This is a genomic window from Arthrobacter sp. ERGS1:01 (assembly GCF_001281315.1).
GTDB lineage: Bacteria > Actinomycetota > Actinomycetes > Actinomycetales > Micrococcaceae > Specibacter.
The window spans coordinates 2,742,459-2,762,567 of the sequence record NZ_CP012479.1; the positions used below are offsets into that span (position 1 = coordinate 2,742,459).

At 66.5% G+C, this 20,109-nt stretch carries 13 protein-coding genes; 5 read left to right on the forward strand and 8 right to left on the reverse strand.

All coding sequences use genetic code 11. The features are described 5' to 3' along the window. Nucleotides 1-4: 4 nt before the first annotated feature. Both AL755_RS16380 and glf read right to left on the reverse strand, forming a co-directional pair. On the reverse strand, nt 5-1,993 hold the full coding sequence (locus AL755_RS16380) for a glycosyltransferase (protein ID WP_054013125.1): 1,989 nt from the start codon (nt 1,991-1,993) through the stop codon (nt 5-7). 14 nt (nt 1,994-2,007) lie between these two features. Beyond that, nucleotides 2,008-3,192 (reverse strand): UDP-galactopyranose mutase, encoded by a 1,185-nt coding sequence (gene glf / locus AL755_RS16385; RefSeq protein ID WP_054011918.1) that lies wholly within the window; start codon nt 3,190-3,192, stop codon nt 2,008-2,010. 266 nt (nt 3,193-3,458) lie between these two features. Here glf and AL755_RS23535 point away from each other — a divergent pair, with 266 nt between their 5' ends. Continuing rightward, complete coding sequence (locus tag AL755_RS23535; protein ID WP_054011919.1) at nt 3,459-7,592, forward strand: FtsK/SpoIIIE domain-containing protein; 4,134 nt, start codon at nt 3,459-3,461, stop codon at nt 7,590-7,592. A gap of 28 nt (nt 7,593-7,620) precedes the next feature. Here the strand turns inward: AL755_RS23535 and AL755_RS16395 are convergent, their stop codons facing one another. Further along, nucleotides 7,621-8,100: a hypothetical protein gene (locus AL755_RS16395; protein WP_237762514.1), complete on the reverse strand. Its 480-nt coding sequence runs from the start codon at nt 8,098-8,100 to the stop codon at nt 7,621-7,623. Nucleotides 8,101-8,333: 233 nt separating this feature from the next. On the opposite strand from AL755_RS16395, the gene AL755_RS16400 reads away from it, so the two are divergent. Further along, a complete protein-coding gene (locus AL755_RS16400) occupies nt 8,334-8,582 on the forward strand; it encodes a WhiB family transcriptional regulator (protein WP_054013127.1) in 249 nt (82 codons plus the stop codon). A 100-nt stretch (nt 8,583-8,682) separates the two neighbouring features. Here AL755_RS16400 and AL755_RS16405 read toward each other — a convergent pair whose 3' ends face one another. From AL755_RS16405 to AL755_RS16420, 4 genes are all read right to left on the reverse strand, one after another. Beyond that, entirely contained in the window at nt 8,683-10,158 is a 1,476-nt protein-coding gene (locus tag AL755_RS16405; RefSeq protein WP_054011920.1) for a sensor histidine kinase, read from the reverse strand. A 66-nt stretch (nt 10,159-10,224) separates the two neighbouring features. After that, nucleotides 10,225-15,105 (reverse strand): NAD-glutamate dehydrogenase, encoded by a 4,881-nt coding sequence (locus tag AL755_RS16410; protein WP_054011921.1) that lies wholly within the window; start codon nt 15,103-15,105, stop codon nt 10,225-10,227. Between the two features lie 114 nt (nt 15,106-15,219). Beyond that, on the reverse strand, nt 15,220-16,791 hold the full coding sequence (locus tag AL755_RS16415; protein ID WP_337589558.1) for an AAA family ATPase: 1,572 nt from the start codon (nt 16,789-16,791) through the stop codon (nt 15,220-15,222). A gap of 5 nt (nt 16,792-16,796) precedes the next feature. Further along, nucleotides 16,797-17,369, reverse strand: coding sequence for a hypothetical protein (locus tag AL755_RS16420; protein ID WP_337589601.1), 573 nt, complete (start codon nt 17,367-17,369; stop codon nt 16,797-16,799). 316 nt (nt 17,370-17,685) lie between these two features. Between AL755_RS16420 and AL755_RS16425 the strand changes: the two genes are divergently transcribed. Continuing rightward, nucleotides 17,686-17,907, forward strand: coding sequence for a helix-turn-helix domain-containing protein (locus AL755_RS16425; protein ID WP_054011924.1), 222 nt, complete (start codon nt 17,686-17,688; stop codon nt 17,905-17,907). Here the strand turns inward: AL755_RS16425 and AL755_RS16430 are convergent. Then, nucleotides 17,904-18,500 carry a hypothetical protein gene (locus AL755_RS16430; RefSeq protein WP_054011925.1) on the reverse strand — a complete coding sequence of 199 codons (597 nt, stop codon included), beginning with the start codon at nt 18,498-18,500 and terminating at the stop codon, nt 17,904-17,906. The genes AL755_RS16425 and AL755_RS16430 overlap by 4 nt on opposite strands. A gap of 126 nt (nt 18,501-18,626) precedes the next feature. Between AL755_RS16430 and AL755_RS16435 the strand changes: the two genes are divergently transcribed. Beyond that, nucleotides 18,627-19,385 (forward strand): LysM peptidoglycan-binding domain-containing protein, encoded by a 759-nt coding sequence (locus AL755_RS16435; RefSeq protein ID WP_054011926.1) that lies wholly within the window; start codon nt 18,627-18,629, stop codon nt 19,383-19,385. 50 nt (nt 19,386-19,435) lie between these two features. Further along, on the forward strand, nt 19,436-20,062 hold the full coding sequence (locus AL755_RS16440) for an Rv3235 family protein (protein WP_054011927.1): 627 nt from the start codon (nt 19,436-19,438) through the stop codon (nt 20,060-20,062). The last annotated feature ends 47 nt before the right edge of the window (nt 20,063-20,109 follow it).

Sequence of the window (20,109 nt, forward strand, 5' to 3'; positions counted from 1 at the left end):
TTGGCTAGTGCTCGCTTTTTTCGCTATGGGCGGCGAAGGTCTTCTCCCACGAAGCGATCGAGGTGATGTCCGTCAGGGCGGCCTTGTACTGGCTGCTCAGCTTCTGCCAATCCTTGAGCAGCATGGCGTGCAGACGGGCGCTTTCGGCCATCATTTCACGCAGCTTCTTCGGGTCACGCTTGTACCAGGACGCACCGGTCCCCTCCGCGTTGGAAACCACGGCGGAATCGTACTGGGACATGCGCCACCAGCGGTTGTCCTGGTGTGCCACGTTGGCCTGCGGACGTTCCAGGCTGGAATCGGCGACGGGTACGGAAAGCTGGCGCACCACGGTCTTGGCTGCCCAGGGCAGCAGGCCGAGGTAGGACGGCGGGCGGACGCCGTGGCCGTGCTTGGGCGGCTTGTCCATCTTCGGAGCCGGGTAGGTATCCGGGTCCGGGGAGAACTGCGAGTCCGAGTATTCACTCATCATGGAGCGGATTTCCGGCAGCTTTCCGGGCAGCAGGCTGTGCAGCTGGGCCGGTCCCTTCAGCAGGTCCCGCAGCGCCATGTTGCGCCCGCGCGCCGTGGCGTACTGCATCGAGACAAGGTGCTTGACGTCGAAGGCGTACGACTGGCGAACCACCTTGCCGCCGTATTCGTACGGGCTGTGGATCAGCGCGGCAATGAAGCGGTTGCGTGCGTGGAAGTAGGCCTGCCAGCCGACCAGGTCATCCTTGTCGATCCAGGACACGTGCCATACGGCCGCACCGGGCAGGGAGACCGTGGGGTAGCCGGCGGCCTTTGCGCGCAGACCGTATTCGGCGTCGTCCCATTTGATGAACACCGGAAGGGAGAGGCCGATTTCGCGGATGATCTTGGTGGGGATCATACACATCCACCAGCCGTTGTAGTCCACGTCGGTGCGGCGGTGCAGCCAGCCGGTCTGGCGCAGGTTGGAGCCAAGGAAATCATGCCCCAGCGTCATTTCCTCGCTGGGGAGGTCCGGCTGGAAGGTGTACGGGTTCACGATTTCACCGAAGGTGTGCAGCACCGTCCGGTTGTACAGGTCGAACATGTGGCCGCCGACGATGGTCGGCGTCTTGCACAGGTCCGCGAACGTCAGCAGGCGGATGATGCTTTCGGGTTCGACGACGACGTCGTCATCCATCAGCAGGGCGTAGTCGCTGCCGTTCTCCACGGCCTCGTACATGCCACGGGCAAAGCCGCCCGAACCGCCCAGGTTGTCCTGGTTGATGATGCGCAGCTTGCCGGCGAGTGCCTGCGCAACCTCGGCGAAGCCTTCGGCCTCGGCAACCTTCTCGGTGCCCTGGTCGACCAGGATCAGTTCCTTGACGTGTGCCAGGGCCTGGGGGTTCTCGGCCAGCAGGCGCAGGTTGTTGATGCAGAAATCGGTCTTGTTAAGAGTGGTGATTTCCAAGGTGATGCTGCCGGGGGTTGCGGCGTCGCCCTCGGCCTGCCATTGGGCCTCCTGGAGGACCACCGTGGAGGAACCGGCGACCAGGTCAAACCAGTACCAGCCACCGTCGCCGAACGGCTTCAGGGTCAGGTCGAAAGTGCTGGTGGCATCGCCGTCGACACGGACCGAGTCGACCCGCTGCAGGGCGCCGCGGGCGTTGGACTTGTACACGATGACGGCGCCGCTACCGGAGGTCTTTACGGACAGCCGGACGTTGTCCACGGTGGTCCAGCGACGCCAGTAGCTGGCCGGGAACGCGTTGAAGTACGTGCCGAAGGACACGCGCTCCCCCGGGCGCACCGACGTCGAGTAACGGGACAGGAAGTCCTCAACGTGGACTTCCTTGTTGGGGCCGGACACCGTCTGTGCCGGCTTGTCGGTCCTGCCGCCGCCCACGGTGGGGAGCTGGACGCCCGTGGCGCTGCCCGTGTCCATGTAGAGCGGGACGGTGTCCATCTGGCTCTGGCTGGGCAGGATCACGCGTTGAAGCGTGTTCCAGTGCCGGGCAGGTGCTTCCATGGTCGTGTTTTCCATCTTTTCGGCTACGCTCACGCGTCAACTCCTCCGCTTTGCAGTTTTGCTCCGCCGGTGAAGTGCGGCTTGATCTTGTTGTCGTACATGTTCAGCGCAGAGCCGATGGCCATGTGCATGTCGAGGTACTTGTAGGTGCCCAGGCGGCCTCCGAACAGCACGTCCTTCTCGCCGCGGGCCAGGTCGCGGTAGGCCAGCAGCTTGCTGCGGTCATCGCTGGTGTTCACGGGGTAGTACGGCTCGTCGCCCTTTTCGGCGAATCGCGAGAATTCGCGCATGATGACCGTGGCGTCCTTGGTGTAGTCGCGTTCCGGGTGGAAGTGGCGGAACTCGTGGATGCGAGTGAACTTCTGCTCCTCGTCCGGGTAGTTCATGACGGCGCAGCCCTGGTAGTCCTCGATCGGCAGCACTTCCTGCTCCAGATCGATCGTGCGCCAGGACAAGTCACCTTCGGCGTAGTCGAAGTAGCGGTCCACGGCGCCGGTGTAGATGACCGGGACCTGGCCGGAGACGGCCTTGCGGGAGTACTCGCCGTCGTCGAAGAAGTCGGTGTTCAGCACGACCTCAATGTTCGGGTGGTCGGCCATCCGCTCGATCCACGCGGTGTAGCCGTTGACCGGCAGGCCCTCGTAGGTGTCGTTGAAGTAGCGGTTGTCGTAGTTGTAGCGCACCGGCAGGCGGGAGATGATCTCGGCGGGCAGATCCTTGGGATCGGTCTGCCACTGCTTGCCCGTGTAGTGCTTGATGAACGCCTCGTAGAGGGGGCGGCCAATAAGCTGGATGCCCTTGTCGTTCAGGTTGGCCGGGTCGGTGCCGGCCAGTTCGCCTGCCTGCTCCTGGATCAGCGCGCGCGCCTCACCCGGGCCCATGGAGGAACGGAAGAATTGGTTGATGGTGCCCAGGTTGATGGGCATCTGGTAGACCTCGCCGTTGTGGGAGGTGTAAACCTTGTGCTGGTAGTTGGTGAACGCGGTGAAGCGGTTCACGTACTCCCAGACGCGTTCGTTGGAGGTGTGGAAGAGGTGGGCGCCGTAGCGGTGCACCTCAATGCCTGTCTGGGCCTCGTTTTCGCTGTATGCGTTGCCGCCGATGTGGTGCCGGCGGTCCAGAACGGCCACCTTCAACCCCAGCTCGGTGGCGGCTCTTTCTGCAATGGTCAGGCCAAAGAAACCCGAACCGACGACGACTAGGTCAGCGTTCACAAACTCTCCTGATGTTTCCCGCGTAGCGGTTTATGGGCACAGAAATGCCACTGTCTACCGTTCTAGGTTACCCGACCGTTATAGCAACTTGGCGTCGCGTGGATATGACTCGAGGCACGTTTGGCCCGGAATTCCTCCACAGGGCACCCCGGGGCCGGTCTCGTTGACAATGCCCGACGCCGGCCGCCGCGACTTCGTTTGCCTCACCTAGGATCATCCCAAGACCCGCCACACCACGGGGCGGGCGCCGGGGAAGGGAACTGCGGATGCGCTTGGAAATCACCGCGGTGGCAGGTCCCGGAACGGACCCGTTTCCACCCACGGAACTGAGCATCCTCCTGCCGGACGGCGGCCCGGTGAATGGGGAGTTTCCGGACGGCTGTTTGGTGCGGGACGCGTTGTCCGCCCGGTGGCCGGGTTGCCGGTTCACCGTTGCCGGACGGAACGTGGAGGCCCTGTCCCTCAACCGCTCTCCCCTGCAAGACGGCGCCGTGGCGGTGGTCTGGCCCGGCGGTCTTGCACCGGTCCGGTCACGGTTTCGGGGGCAGCAGGCGGATGCCGCCGCCGTCGGGTCCGCCGTGCTGGCCGTGCGTTCGGGCCCGGGAGCCGGCGCCATCTTCGCGCTCCAACGCGGCAGCTACCGCCTGGGGCGCGGCCGGTGCCGGATCACCATTGCCGATCCGTCGCTGTCGCGGCACCACGGCACCCTGGTGGTGGGCGGCCACGCCATGAAACTGCTGACCGCACCAGGCTCGGCCGGTTTCATCCTGCAGCATCAGCGGCCGGATGCGAGCGCCGAAGGCGCGAGTCCGCAAAGAGGTGTCAGGTCAAGAGGAACCCCACCAATAAATACCAGGCACGGCCAGCAGGTCACCGTGGAGGCCGGGGACATCATCCGCGCCGGCATGAGCAGCTTTACGATCGAATTGACCACGCCGCTTGGCAGCTCGGGGACTCCCCCGGCACGGTCCGGGGGCGCCCCGCAGCTTTTGAGCGCGGCGGCCCTGGAGCCAGTCCAGCTTCCGCCGGGGCCTGGTCAGCTCCGCGGACGCCGCGCCATGGCGGCCGCGGGCGTCCTGCCCCTCGTCATGGGCGTGGCGCTGGCGTGGCTGACGGGCTCGTGGCTGTTCCTGGCATTTTCGGGCATGGGGATGGCCACAGTGCTGGTCCCGTTGTTGGGCGGGGCAGGCCGGCGCAGGGAATTTTCGGCGGCGGTCGCAGCAGGGACGGCGTTGGACGCCTCCCGCCGGGCCGCGGCGTTTCCCGGGGCGGACACCCTCATGGCCCTGGCTGCGGAGCACCGGTGCAAGCCGCCATGGCAGGCGGGCGCACGGTGGGAACTTCGCGTCGGGACCGGGCGGCAGCCGGCCCGGCTGGCGTTGTCGCCGCCCGATCCCGGCTACAGGCCGCCGGCGGTTGCCGATCTTCCCGTCACGGTGCCGCCGTCAAATCGGCCGCTCGTCATCTTCGGACCCGACGTGAGCGTGGCGCACCTGTTGAATTTCGTCCTGATGCAGCTCGATGCAGCCGGTATTGCCGCCGTGCTGCTGGGCCCCGCGGCGGAGTTGCCCCTATGCGCCAGGTTCCTTCCCAACACTCGGCTCGCGGTGACACCGGCCGCCGCCCTCGCCGCCATCGCGTCCCTGTGTCCGCCCGCCGCCACCCCGGCCAGACCGAACTTTGCCGCCACGGCCGCCCCTGCCGCACAACCCGGCGACGTGCCGTGCGTTCTGGTCACTATCAATGCCCCGCAGGAATCCGTGCCGAGCTGCCCGCCGGGTGTCGCCACCTTGGTGTTCATATCGGAATCCGCCGGCCACCCCGTTGCACATGACCCCGGCGCGCCGTCAGTGCGCCTGGCGGCCAGCGGCGACCATGTCTCCGGCAGCCTGGCCGGGATGGAATTTGTTCCCGACGGCGTCCCTTCCTCCGTCTTTGACCGATACTGCCGGCTCAGGGCAAAAGGTGTCACATCCGGGCTGGCGGCGCTCGGAATTGGACCTTCAAGCGTGCCACTGCCGGAATGCTGCACGGTGCCGGAGATCGCACGCCTTTGGCGGAACGCCCTGGACGGCCCGCTGGGGGCGGTTCCGATTGGCCGCTCGGACACCGGGATCGAATATCTGGATTTGGGCCGTGACGGCCCGCACCTCCTGGTTGGCGGCACCACGGGGTCCGGGAAGTCGGAGTTCCTTCGCACGCTGGTGGGCGGCTTGGCGGCGGCCCACTCCCCGGCGGACCTGCAATTCCTGTTCATCGATTTCAAGGGCGGCGCGGGGCTTGGCCCGTTGCAGGCGTTGCCGCACACCAGCACGCTGGTGACCGATCTTGACGGGAGGTCCCTGGAGAGGACATTGGGGTCCCTGCGGGCGGAGATTCACACGCGGGAACAGCTTCTATCCGCAGCGGGCGCATCCGACAGCACCGCCTACCGCGCTGCGCTGCGGAAGACTGCGGGACATCCCGGCGACTGCGGCAACTCCGTGGCCCACCTGGTGGTGGTTGTCGATGAATTCAGGGTCCTCGTGGACGAATTCCCCGATGCCATGGCCGAACTCATGCGCATTGCCTCCGTCGGCCGGTCGCTGGGCATGCACCTTGTCCTGGCCACGCAACGTCCACAGGGCGCATTGAATGCCGACATCCGCGCCAATGTGACCAGCTCGGTATGTCTTCGGGTGCAGTCCGCCCACGACTCGGTGGATGTGGTGGGCACCGGCGCAGCTGCCGGCATCAGCGTTGACACACCTGGCCGGGCGTTCATGAGCCGGGCTGGCGGCCGGCCCACCGAGTTCCAGTCCGCCACGCTTGGCGTGCCGGGATCCCGCGACTCCGCGCCACCCCGCGCGGAGTTTGCCGTCGATCGGTTGAACGGCGTCCGGCCGGCAGGTGGCCCTGGGCCGGTCTGCATTGGCCCCGGAACCAGCGACACGCAGTGCGAAAGCAATGTTGCGGCCGTGGCGGCATTGCTGACGCGGGCATGGAAACTGATGGACCGGCGGGCCGCCCCGCCCGTCGTTGCACCGGAGCTGCCCACAGTCATGGACGAGGTGGTGGCAATGGGAAGGCATCACACGTGGGCGGAACCGGGGATTGGCCTGGCGGACATCCCCGAACGGCAATTGGTGGCGCCCCTGCGATGGGTGCCGCAGCAACACTCACATCTTGCCTGCATCGGCCCGCGGCCCGAGTCTTCGGCCGCTGTTGCCCTGTTGGCCCGGAGTCTTCTGCAAGCAGGATTCCCCGGTGGCGGCACGCCGCGGCACTTCCTTTATATCCTCGACGGCGACGGCTCCCTGGCTGCCCTCTCGACCGCCGCCGGGGTTGGCAGCTACGTAACCCCGCACAGGCCTCGAACCGCGGCACGGCTCCTGGCCCGCCTGCTTGAGTCCGCCGCAGCCACGGAATCCTCCCTCGTGGTGTGCGTGAGCGATTGGGGCCGGTGGGCCGCCGTCCTTCGCTCCGGTCCATGGCCGTGGGCGGAGGACGCGATGGGCGAACTTGTCCGGCTCGGCCTGCCAAACCTGGCAGTCGTTATCGGTGGCGAGCGGGAACTGCTGTCGGCACCCTTCATGGCGGCCATTCCCAACCGGCTGTTCCTACCTTGCGGGGCGAGCCCGGAATCCCGGATGCTGTGGCCCAGGATGCCCGCATTTTCAGCGATTCCCGGACGGGCGGCGGTCCTTGGTCCGATCAATGCGGCCGTTTCCGGCGGGCCGGCAGACACCGCCCATGTCGTGCAGCTGGCCCGGGCGGCGGAAGGTCCCGGGCCGGCAGGGGAAGCCGCCGCCATAGCGCCGGCGCCCCTTGAGGTTGTTGACCTTCCCGATGCCCTGACGATGGGGCAGGTTCGGGCCGCGATGCTGCGCACGTCCGGCGGCCCGGCCCGGCAGGGGGCGGGTCCGGGCGCAATGCGGACTATCGTGCTGGGCCTCGGAGGTGACGGAAAATCTCCGGTCGCACTCGCCGTCACCGCGGGGACGGTGATTCCCGTGCTGGGCAGTCCCGGCACGGGCAGGACGACCTTCTTGGCCGCCGTCCTCGCCCTGAACCCCGCCCTCTCATCGGCCGGTCGCTCCGGGGAAATAATGTGTATCGATGATGCGGGCCCCCTGGAACCCGGGCAAGTCACAGCCTTGACAGAAGCCCTGTCGGCCGGCGCTGTGGTCTTCCTGGCAGTCTCGGACCGCGCCATGACGATGGCACGCTTTCCCGTCGAATGGGGGCTGCGCGGCGCCGAACAAGGAATCGTGCTGCGTCCCAACCGCCCTCGGGACGGCGACCTCCTCGGGGTCCGGCTGGACACCGCCGGAGCCGAACCTCCGGGACGGGCCGTAGCTATTGATCACGGCCGGTGCGAGTGGTTTCAATATCCCGTTGTCGACGAGCGACCACCGTGACATGCCGCGTGCTGTGGCGGCCCGGGGACTACAGGATCGGCTGCCCGCCACCGGTGCGGAGCGAATATGCCACAACCTTGGGCGTGAACAAAAAATAGATGACGGCCAGCGGCGGCAGCAAAAGGACAAGGCCGATCAGCGTGGAGCCGCCCAACAGCGCCGGAAAGGCAATTGCCACCATGAGCAACTGCCAGACAAAGGCGGCGGACCGGGTCCACCTGTACCCCTTGAATGCGTTGACGGCCACAGCGCCCAGGCCGGCCGCAAGGGCGAACACGAGCACAATCAGGAACACCGTGCTGGGCAGGGACTGGGCGGTCTGGGTAAAGGCCCCGACGATGAACCAGATGCCGGCGGCGGCCAATGCCAGGGCTTCCAGTGCCACCACGATCGCGATGACATAGACGCCCGGCGGCCTCGCCGTGGGGGATGCCTCGGAGCCCGTTTGCGGGCCGTTTTGGTGCGCCGGATCCGGCTGTTCGGACGGGTTCATGGAAGGTCTTGACACAACTGCACCCTACCGGAGATAGTCAAGGAACAGCCATGAACGCCTGATTCATTGTGACGCATCGCTCACGACTGGGCACCAAGTTATGCATCGAAACCCCTTGTTTACAAAGAGTTAACATGACACGCTTAACTCGATGACCTAGAGGGGCCGATAGAGGCCCTTTTCTTATGTGGCCAAACGTGAAATTTTTCACAAACAGCCTCCCGTTCTAAAAGGAGTGAGTGATCAGCATGGACTGGCGTAGTCGCGCAGCCTGCCTCGACAAGGACCCGGAACTGTTTTTCCCCGTGGGAAACACAGGACCGGCATTGCTGCAGATCGAGGAAGCAAAGAGCGTGTGCCGTCGATGCCAAGTCGTCGACACCTGCCTGAAGTGGGCCATTGAGTCCGGTCAGGATGCAGGAGTCTGGGGCGGCCTGAGCGAAGATGAACGCCGCGCCATGAAGCGCCGCGCCGCCCGCGCCCGCCGCGCCAGCTAGCCTGCCGGCCAAACACTTACAAAAGGTCCGCACCACGTCTCGAACGTGGTGCGGACCTTTTTTGTGGCGTCCCAGTGTTGCTGCGAGCCGGTTTCGCCTTTTAGTGCCGGCGGATGAGCGCCATCTCCAGCGTCACCACGGTGCCGCCACCCTCGCGCGGTGTCCACTCGATGGTTCCGCCCAGTTCGCTTGTCACCAGCGTGCGCACGATCTGCAAGCCGAGGCCTTCGGCAATGTGTCCGGCGGGCAGTCCAACGCCGTCATCGGCAATCGCAACGGTCAGGGCGTCGTCGTCGGCCTGGTTCTTGTGCCGGTTGGCCATGAGCCAGACCGTGCCCTCCCGGTCCTGCAGGCCGTGCTCCACGGCGTTCGTGACGAGTTCGTTGATGACCAGGGCCAGCGGGGTTGCGAAGTCACTGGGAAGTTCACCAAAGGCGCCCTTCTTTTCCGTGTGGACACGCTGGGATGGTGAGGCGACCTCGGCGGAAAGCCGGAACTGCCGGTCGATCAGCTCGTCGAAATCGACGCTTTGGGCCAGCCCCTGGGACAGGGTCTCATGCACCAGGGCAATCGTGGAGACCCGCCGCATGGCCTGCTCCAGGCCTTGCTTGCCTTCCTCGCTGTGCATGCGTCGGGACTGCATGCGCAGCAGGGCAGCCACCGTCTGCAGGTTGTTCTTGACCCGGTGGTGGATCTCGCGGATCGTGGCGTCCTTGGTGACAAGCTCCTGCTCGCGGCGGCGCAGTTCGGAGACGTCCCGGCACAGCACCAGGGCGCCAAAGCGTTCGGTGGCGTCCCGCAGCGGAATGGCCCGCAGGGACAGGCTGACGCCGCGGGATTCAATCTCCGTCCGCCAGGGCATGCGCCCCGTGACCACCAGAGGGAGGGTTTCATCGACCATGCGCCGGTCCTTGAGCAGCCCCGTGGTGACCTCCGCCAGGGACCTGCCCTCCAGCGACTCGCCGTCGCCAAGGCGCCGAAACGCAGACACCCCGTTGGGGCTGGCGTATTGGACGATGCCGTCGACGTCCAGGCGCAGCAGGCCGTCCCCCACCCGCGGGGCACCGCGGCGGGAACCCGTGGGCGAGGCAAAGTCGGGCCACAGCCCCAGCGTGCCCATTTTCAAAAGATCGTAGGCACATTGCCGGTACGTCAGTTCCAGCCGCGACGGCATGCGGGAACTGGACAGGTCCATGTGGGTGGTGATGACGGCCAGGGTGCGGCCGTTGCGAACCATGGGGATGGCCTCGACCCGCATGGCGAGATCGGCGTTCCAGATGTTCGTCTCCGCGGAGCGTTCAATGTTCTGGCTCCGCCAGGCGGCCCCGACCAGCGGCTCGAGGTCGCCCTGGATGGCATCGCCCACAAAGTCCGAGTGGAACATGGTGTGGCTCGTGGAGGGCCGGACGTGGGCCAGCGCCACATAGCCTTTTTCCGGGTGCGGGAACCACAGCACCAGGTCGGCGAAGGAGAGATCGGCAATGAGCTGCCAGTCCCCCACCAAGAGGTGCAGCCATTCGGCGTCTCCGGGGCCAAAATCAGCGCCTTCCCTGATCATGTCGGCAAAGATGGCCACCCGGACTCCTTATGTGGTGGGGAGGTGCCCGGTTCCATGGCGGAACCGGGCACCTGCGAAAAATTGCTAGCGTCGAACGATCGAACGCAGCAGCCTCAATGCTACCGACAAGGACGCCATGTCGTCTTGTTCGAGCTCGTTGACCTCGGCGAACATCTTGGTGGCCCTCGCCAGTTGTTCCTTGTTCGCCGCCTCCCAGCCCGCGATCCGTTCCATCGTGGCGATGCCGTCCTCCGTGCTGAGCATGACGTTGCGGGTCATGTCCGCCGTCGTGGCGTAGAGGTCGTCACGCAGGGCGGCGCGGGCCAGTGCCTGCCACCGGTCGTTGCGCGGCAGCGCCGTGATGCGTTCGAGCAGGGCGTCGACCCCGTAGCGGTTGTACAGCGCGTAGTACACGCTGGCCACGTCCGCCACCGGTTCGTCGATGGATTCGCTGACCTTGGCCACGTCCAGCAGCGGGAACGTCTCAAACAGTTCCGCCCACTGCCGGCCCAGCGCCTCGGGCATCTCAAACTCGCGGGCACGGTCATACCAGGCCTGGACGCGTTCGGCGTCGTTGCCCTGGAAGAAGTCGCCCATGTGCGATCCCAGGGCACCCACCACCGGCTTGAACTGCTCGATGACCTCGGCGATGGTGCGTTGGACGTTGCCCTCGTTGACCAGCCAGCGCAGGGCGCGGTCCAGGAGCCGGCGCATGTCCAGCTGCACGGTGCACCATTGTTCGGTGGGGAACGACGGCGGCAACTGGCGCAGGGCCTTCGTCATGGTGTCGAAGTCAAAGATCTCATGCAGCGCGACGAAGGCCTTGGCGATCACGGTCTCGTCCGCGGAGGACTCCTCCATGGCCCGGAAGGCAAAGGTGATCCCGCCCAGGTTCACCATGTCGTTGGCGACGAGGGTTGCAATGATTTCCCGGCGCAGCGGGTGGGTGTCCAGTTCGGCGTCGAACCGTTGTGCGACCTGGGCCGGGAAGTACCGGCGGAGGGTCGACTTGAACCAGGGATCGTCGGCAAGGTCGCCGGCACCGAGGGCCGTGGCCAGTTCCATCTTCGCGTATGCGGCGAGCACGGCAAGTTCCGGAGAAGTCAGGCCCTGCCCGCCCTGCAGGCGTTCGTGCAGTTCGGCGTTGCTGGGCAGCGCCTCGAGCTCACGGTCGAGGTCGCCGTGCTCCTCAAGCCAGTCCATGAAGCGCTCGTAGCTGGGGCTCCACTCCACCACGCGCTGGCGGTCGTTGAGCAGCAGCACGTTCTGGTCGATGTTGTCCTCGAGGACCAGCTGGCCGATCTCATCGGTCATGGACATCAGGAATCCCGTGCGTTCGTCCGCACCGAGCTTGCCGGCGGCCACCATGCGGTCCACGAAGATCTTGATGTTCACTTCGTGGTCGGAGCAGTCCACGCCGGCCGAGTTGTCGATGGCGTCGGTGTTCAGGATGACCCCGTGGAGTGCCGCCTCGACACGCCCGCGCTGGGTCATGCCCAGGTTTCCGCCTTCGCCGATCACCTTCACGCGCAGGTCCCGGCCGTCCACCCGGATGGCGTCGTTGGTCTTGTCGCCGACCTCAGCGTTCGTCTCGGTGCTGGCCTTGATGTAGGTGCCGATGCCGCCGTTGTAGAGCAGATCGCTCGGGGCCAGCAGGATCGCGCGCAGCAGTTCCGGCGGGCTGAGCTTGAGGGTTCCGTCGGGCAAGCCGAGGGCCGCCCGCACCTGCGCGGAGATCGGGATCGACTTCAGCGTGCGCGAGTACACGCCGCCGCCGGCACTGATCAGCTCCGGGTTGTAGTCCTGCCAGGACGACCTCGGCAGATCGTAGAGGCGCTGGCGCTCATCGAAGGACACCCCGGCATCGGGGGTCGGGTCGAGGAAGATGTCCCGGTGGTCAAAGGCGGCCACGAGCTTCACGTGGCGGGTCCGCAGCAGGCCGTTGCCAAACACGTCACCGGACATGTCCCCAATGCCAACGGCCGTGAACTCCTCATTCTGGGTGTCGACGTCGAACTCGCTGAAGTGCCGCTTGACCGACTCCCACGCGCCGCGGGCCGTGATGCCCATTTCCTTGTGGTCGTAGCCGACCGAACCGCCGGAGGCAAAGGCGTCGCCGAGCCAGAAGCCGTACTCGGCGGAAATCGCGTTGGCCGTGTCGGAGAACGAGGCCGTACCCTTGTCCGCGGCGACCACCAGGTAGGTGTCGTCGGAGTCGTGGCGGACCACGTTTTCCGGCGGCACCACCACTTCTCCGGCGTCGGTGGCGACAAGGTTGTCGGTGACGTCGAGCAGGCCGCGGATGAACGTCTTGTAGCTCTCCTGGCCCTCAACCATCCACGCGCCGCGGTCGATCGCGGGGTTGGGCAGCTGTTTGGCGAAGAAGCCGCCTTTGGCGCCGGTCGGGACGATCACGGCGTTCTTGACGGTTTGCGCCTTCACCAGGCCCAGGACCTCGGTGCGGAAATCCTCCCGGCGGTCCGACCAGCGAAGACCGCCGCGCGCGACCTTGCCAAAGCGCAGATGCACGCCCTCAACCCGGGGCGAGTAGACCCAAATCTCGAACATCGGTCGCGGGAACGGCAGGCCGTTGATCATGGAGGGGTCAAGCTTGAAGCTCAGGAAGTCCCGGCCGCGGTAGTAGTTGGTGCGCAGCGTTGCCTCGAGCAGGTTCGCGATGGTGCGCAGCACCCTGTCCGCGTCCAGCGTGGGGACGCCCTCGAGGGCCTCGTTCAGGCCGGCGCGGGCCGCCTCGATCCGCTCGGGGCGGGTTGCGGCGTCGCCGCTGGGGTCAAAGCGGGTTTCAAACAACGCCACCAGGGCACGGGTGACCGGGACGTTGTGCAGGAGGGTGTCGGCGATGAAGCCATAGGAATTCGTGTTGCCCATTTGGCGCAGGTACTTTGCGTAGGCGCGCAGGATCACGATTTGGCGCCAGTCCATGCCCTCGGTCAGCACCAGGCGGTCAAAAAGGTCCGACTCGCTGGTCCCCGTGGTGGCCGCCCCAAACGCCTCGGTGAGGAGGGTTGCCGTGGCCAGCGGGTCGACGCCGGCCGGGTACTTCAGGCCGAGGTCGTAGAGGAAGAAGTCGCGCTTGTCGGCCGATTCGATCTCAAACGGCCGCTCGTCGATGACCTCGATGCCGAGGTTGTGGAAGAAGGGCAGGATCTTGCTCAGGCTTTGCGGGTGCGCCATGTACAGCTTGACGCGGGCGTCCTCGCGGAGGCCGTCGCCGGCGGACCGGGGCAGGTAGACCTGCATGCCGGGGGCGCATTTGTCCGGGCTTGTGCCGGCGGCCACGATCGCCTTGTAGGTGGTGTCAAAGTCTTCGAAACGCTTGATGTCGGCCAGGGCGTCCTCGACCTCAAAGTCCACCCGATAGCTGGCGGGGAAGGCCTCGGACCATTTGCCGGCAAGGCGGTCGGCCTTCTCCAGCGGCAGGGTGTCGCGCAATACCTCGGTGATGCCTTCGGGCCAGGACCGGGCGGCCATGACCAGGCGCTGTTCGAGCTCGGCCGCTTGCAGGTCCGCGGGGACAAAGTAGTCCTTGGGCAGGCGGATGCGGAAGAACAGCCGGGCCAGGGCCGATTCGCTCATCTTCGCTTCGAAATCGATCGAGACGGCGTCGAAGGTGCGCGTGAGCTCGTCCTCGATGCGGCGGCGCACGGCGGTCGTGTAGCGGTCACGCGGAATGTAGATCAGCGCGGACATGAAGCGTCCGTAGATGTCGGGGCGCAGGAACAACCGGGTGCGGCGTCGTTCGGCCAGCCGCAGGATCCCGTCGGCCGTCTCGATCAGGTCGTCGGTTTCCATCTGGAACAGCTCGTCGCGCGGGTAGGTCTCCAACACGGCGAACAGGTCCTTGCCCGAGTGGGAGTCCGGGGGGAAGCCAAAGTGGCGCAGGACGGCGTCGACCTTTTCCCGCACCACGGGGATGTTGCGCACGGAGCCGGTGTAGACGGCGGAGGAGAACAGGCCGATGAAACGCTGTTCGCCGTTGACGTTGCCCTGCGAGTCAAAGGACTTGATGCCGATGTAGTCGAGGTAGGCGGCGCGGTGGACGGTGGAACGTGAGTTCGCCTTGGTGATGACCAGGACGCGCTTTTCCCGTGCCTTGCGCTGGCCGGTGGTGGTCAGGTGCTGGACGGTGGGGTGGGTGGAGCCGTCCCTCAGCAGGCCAAGCCCGCTGCCTTCGCGGTTGACCAGGACGTCCTCGCCGTCCTTTTTCACGAGGTCGTATTCGCGGTACCCGAGGAACGTGAAGTTGCCGGCGTCCATCCAGTGCAGGAGGTCCTCGGCTTCGCGGATGTCGGTGATGGACTCCCCCGCCAGCTCGGTGGCCAGCACCTCGGCACGGCTCAGTGCCCGTTCGCGCATGGCGGGCCAGTCCTCGACGGCGGCGCGCACGTTGGCGAGGACCTTGCCGAGCCCGTCGACGAGGTTGGCCTTGGCGGCGTCGTCGATCTTGTCGATTTCGACGGCGATCCACGACTCCAGGTGGGAGGTGTTGTCCCCGGCGGCGATCAGGTGCGCAATGCTCGGCATCGTGGAGGTGTCGCCGCTGGCGACGCCGGCGTGCGAGGGAACCTTGCTGATTCCGGTGAGTGCGTGCGTGGCCCGGTCGCGGGAGACCACGAACATGGGGTGCGTGACGAGTCGGATGGCGAGCTTTTGGTGGACCAGCTCGGCGCTGACGGAGTCCACCAGGAACGGCATGTCGTCGGTGACGATGTAGACGACGCTGGCGTCCCGTTCGTCCAGGACCTCAACCTTGACGGTGCCGGGCACGCGCTGGCCGGCCAGTTCGCGGTGGGCCAGGGCCCGTGCATCAAGGACGGCCGGGTCGTACGCGGCTGCGTCTTCGGCGGCCAACTGCACGTAGTAGTCGGTGATGAGTTGTTGGTCACCGGCATTTTGACGTGCGGGGTTTTGCACAGCATCGGTCGTGGGTGAGTTAGACGACATAAATCAAACGCCTCCGTCAGAAAATGTAAAAGGCCGCTTCTTTGCGGCCTTCATCCGAGCCTAGCCCGGATTTTCAACCCTTGCTGTGGCGGAAGTTACAGCGGTCTTTTGGTTTCACTGGACAGGTGCACAAAGGAGCTCGCGGACGGCCTTCCGCAGCGGCGCGTCGGGTGCAATCTCCAGCAACAACCGCCCCTCCAACAGGGCCTTGTCCGCCAAATCGGGATCCCAGGGCAGGAAATGGCTGATGGGCGCCTCCGGCCCAAACCGCTCCCAGGCCTCCTTCAAGCCCTTCGCGGGGGAACCTCCCACGGCCTTCCTGCGCACCTTGTTCAGCACGATCCGGACATCCGTGCCCACGCAGGCTTCGGGCAGCTCGGCCAGCGCCCGCACCAGGCGGGGAATGCCAATGGCGTCGGCGCTTCCCACGGCGTAGATGACGTCGGCCGCGGCCAGCGCGCTCAGGGTTGCCGCGTTGCGGCGCGGCGCCACGGTGTCGTAGCTGAGCTCCTCGTCGCTTTCCAGGCTGAAGCCGCAGTCGATGACCACCACGTCGGCCAGGGAGGCGGCAGTCCTGAGCACCCGTTCGACGGCGGCCGCCCGGAGTTCGGGCCAGCGGTCCGGGCGGGTCAGCCCCGTCAGCAACGTAAAGGTGCCGGCCGAAAACACCACCTCGGTGGCGACCCTGGCCAGTTCGGCCCGGCTCAGCGTGCCCTGGTCGGCGATCCGGCAGGCCTGGGCGAAGGACGCCGCCTCATCGAGCAGGCCGAGCGTTGCGGCCACGCTGGCCCCGTAGCTGTCGGCGTCGATGACCATGACGGAGCGCCCCTGGACCGCATATTCGGCGGCAAGGTTCACGGCCAGCAGTGTCCGCCCGGGCGATCCCACAGGCCCCCAAACCGCCACGGTTTGGGGTGCCGGCCGTTCCCCGGCGGCACTGTTGGCTCCGGCAGATCCCGTGGCCTTGCCTTGGCGTTGCCGTGAAAAAGGGCCTCTTTGTTGGGTTGCGGACGGCCCACTATTGCGGTGCGGAATCAGCCGGGTGAGTGTGGCCACGGCCCGGGCACCGGCGGTGCCGCGGTTTTCGACTGAAGCCTTTGCGCCGTGGTGGGTGCGCCCCGGCAGCTCTGCGGGGTTGGCTTGGGGCTTCGGCGCGGGGCCGCCTCGTTCGGATTTCGCAGTACCGTCGTCGTCCCGGGTTCCGGGGCCGGCAGCGGCGGCCACACCGCGGGCGTCGTCCCCGGCATCGGCGGCCGTCGCGCCGGAGCCGGTGCCGGCGTCGTCCGCATGCGGCATCGCTTCGGCGGCGGGCGCCACGGTGCCGAAGCCGGAAGTTCCGGGAAACTTTCGGGCGTGGACGGCGGCCAGCACGGCATCGGACAGCGATTCGGCGCTCACCCGCCCCGTCAAGGCGATGGCGCCTATCCCGCGCAACCGGACGGCCTCGTCGGCGGAACCGGCAACCGCCACCACACTGACGCCAACGGCCGTTAGCCGGTCCACGAGGGTGGCCGTCAGTTCGTCGGCGGATTCGGCCACGACGGCCACCCTCGCCAGGCCGCTTTGGCAGGCTGCCAGGAGGCCGGTCAGCTCCGGGCAGCGGCGCACCACGCTTACCGGGCCTCGCAGGCGTTCCAAGGCGGCGATCGCCTGCTCCGGGGTGTCCCCGACGCTCACAACCGTCACGGGGTTCATTGTGCGGCGCCCGGATTCCAGACCACCGAGACCTTGGCCTTATTGGCCACGGCGCCGAGGAACTTGGGCATCTGCGCATCCTTCACCAACACCATCAATTGCGTGCTCCTGGTGGAGCTCAGGCTTGAGGACGACGACGTCAACGCGGCAATCTCAACGCCCGGCAGCATGAGCACCGGTTCCTTGAAGCCGTTGCGCTCATCCGGCAGGGCAACCCACACGTCCACGTGGGAGCCCACCACCACCTCCTTGGGCAGCGGTTCGGTCACCGTCACCGACACCGGTTTGCGGTCCAGCGCGTCGGTTCCGCCAATGCTTGACACGGATACCAGCTCCCCGGCCGGCACCATCCGCACGGCCACGGCGTGCCCGGGCAGTTTTTGGGCGGGGCCAAGGTACTTGCCGTTGACGTCGCCAAGGCGCACCTGGACGATATTGAAGGAGTCCTCGGTGACGGGCTGTCCCACCACCAGGCCGTCCCTGGCCACGTACATGGGCGCCGTCTTGTCCGCGCCGCCCACGAGGGCCACGACCGACGCCACCGAGGCCAAAACCAACAGCACCCCCACAAACAACCGAGGGTCCTTCCATGACGGCTTTCCCAAGCGGGCCGACCGTGCCGGCGCATCCATGCCCATCGTTCCTCCCACCGCCGGGTCCCGGAGCGCCCTGGACGCAGTGCCGACGGTTGGGTATGGGTGTTCTCCCCCACGGCATGGACCGCAATGCTCATAGTTCTACCGCCGATCCGTGCCGGGGAAAAGACCCCGGCGCGAAATGGCGGAAATCTGTGGACAACACAGCACGGAACAGTTTCCGGGAACCGGCACGGACAAACGGTGGATAACTGCTGCAAATCGGGTCAAACGGGAGGATACTTTAGACATGCCAAGATTCCTGACCCTGGCCGACGTGGCCGAACAACTGCAAATCTCCGCGGCGGCCTGTTACGGGCTGGTGCACAGTGGCGAACTCCCCGCATTCCAAATTGGCGGTCGCGGCCAGTGGCGTGTTGACGCGGCCAAGTTTGATCAGTTCATCGAAGACCGCCACGCGGCGGCCCGGGCCATGCTGGCGGCGGAGAACAGCAGCGAACGCAGCGTCTAGAGTTCATTCTCCGCCGAGGACATGATGGACAGCAGGCCGTCCTGCGGGAGGACGACGCTGCCCTGCATGTTGTCCCTGCCCCGGCCCACGCCGTCGGCCAATTGCATGACCACCACAAAGTCCGCGCCGACCTGGTCCAGGACGCCGCGCACCCGGGTGGGTTGCAGCGAATCAAGTTCAAGAAGCACCACGGCCCGGTTCCTGGCCAATACCCGCAGGGCTGCAGCCAGGGTGTGGCGCAGCCGCCCGGACGCCGGCACCCGGGCACCGTCCAGGCCCTGGACCCGCAGCAATTTGTGGATGGGCAGGATGACCGACCTCGCCCCGTCACCCAACAGGACCCACTGCGCCTCAACCCTCTGAAGTTGCCCGTGATGGGCGACGCCGTTGCGTGCGACCGCTGAAATCTCCCGTCCCAGGGCGCCGCGCAGGGCGTCCGCCAGGGTGGCCTGCGCCGATTCGACCCGGGAAAGTTCGTTGACTTCGCGTTCGAGGTCCTGCTGCGTCGCGGCATGCCACTGGGCGTCCAGATCCCCAAAAAGTGCGTCCCATCGCATGTCGCCACGGTAGGCCGCGAACGGTGGCCCGGTCAACAGGAAACAGCTATCCACAGCTTCACCAAAAGGTATGGACAACCACAACTATCCGGGTTCAAAATAATTTATAGACCATCTAAGAAGATCAAACGATGTCTAAACACATCAAAAAGGGGTGAGGTCATGAAACGCCAGACCGGAGCGGATGCGGGCATGACCGCGGCGATCCTCCTCTTGGGGGCCTCCCTGGTGTTTGCCGGGGCCAGCGTACTGCGGCTCCGCTTTTCCGGCGGCAGCTTCGCCGGGCCGTTGGAAATGGACGAGGCCATCGGCGCCCTGGCCGCCGGCACCGGCATTGCCGTAGCCCTGTGGTGGCTGCTGGCCATGGCGTGTGCCGTTGTTTCCACCGTTGCGGCCCTTCACGGGAAGGGCCGGATCGCCTCCGCCGCCGCCCTTTGGTCGCCGGCATTCATGCGCCGCCTGGCCGCCGCGGTCCTGGGCCTGAATCTGTTGTCCGCCCCCTTGGCCCTGGCCGCGTCCCCCGTCGGCCCGATTGATCCGCTCTGGCATGCCGAATCCGTCGCGGCCGCCCCGCTGCACCCGGCCCCGTCACCAACAGCCAAAGGGCCTGCCGTTACGTCTCCCGCACCTCAAAAGCCGGTCGACCCTGCGTGGACCCCACAGGCCCCTGCGGCGGATCCCGGCGCCCTGGCACGGCCGGCCACACGCCAGCCGGCCCCGGCAATCGACGGCGGCGACCCCGTGGTGGTGCAGGGCGGTGACAGCCTGTGGTCCATCGTGGCTGCCGCCCTGGGTCCATACGCCAGCGATGTGGAGGTGGCCCAGGCCTGGCCCGAATGGTACCGGGTCAATCGCGGCGTCATCGGCGCCGATCCAAACGTCATCCTGCCCGGGCAGGTGCTGCACGCCCCGGCAGGTTAGCCCGGCCACGGATCCACCATCGATTACTGAACGGTTCAAAGGAGAACGTCATGAGCATCATTGCCATACCTGCCGCAGCCTCCGGGCTTCCCCCGCTGACCACCCGGCCGGCGCCCGCTGTCCAGGCCGCGGGGAGCACGGCCGCGGATTCGTTTGGGACCGTGGTGAAGATGCGCCAACGTCCCGGCGCGGGCCGGCTCGCGGAACAGGCCGACGGCGCCGTGACGGGCCCGGCTGAACAGGCCGGCCCGGCGGCTGGGTCAGGGCCCGAAGCTGCACGCGCCCTGGATCCCATGGCCTCGGAGCGGGCGCTCCTGACGGAGATGACCCGAACGATCGCCCTGGCCGCCCTGGAGGTGCTCAGCGGCGTCCGTTCGGTCCAGCAGCTCTCCCGGTGGCTGGACATCAGGTGCTTCAACGCCCTGACCACCCGGGCCCGACTTTACGCACAGGCGTGCCAGGTCCAGAGCCGCCATCAAAGCCACGCGGATTCGGATGGGAACGTCCGTACCCTGCACCACCAGCCGGTGGTGCATTCCATCCACGCCAGCGCAGTTGCACCCGGCATCTACGAGACAAACGTCGTCATTGCCGACAAGACCCGGTTCCGCGCCATCGCCATGCGGTTCGAGGAAAGCCACGGCACGTGGAAGGTCACGGCCCTGCAGATCGGCTGACGCCGGGGACGCAAAAGAGCGGCCCGCAAGCGGACCGCTCTTTTGCT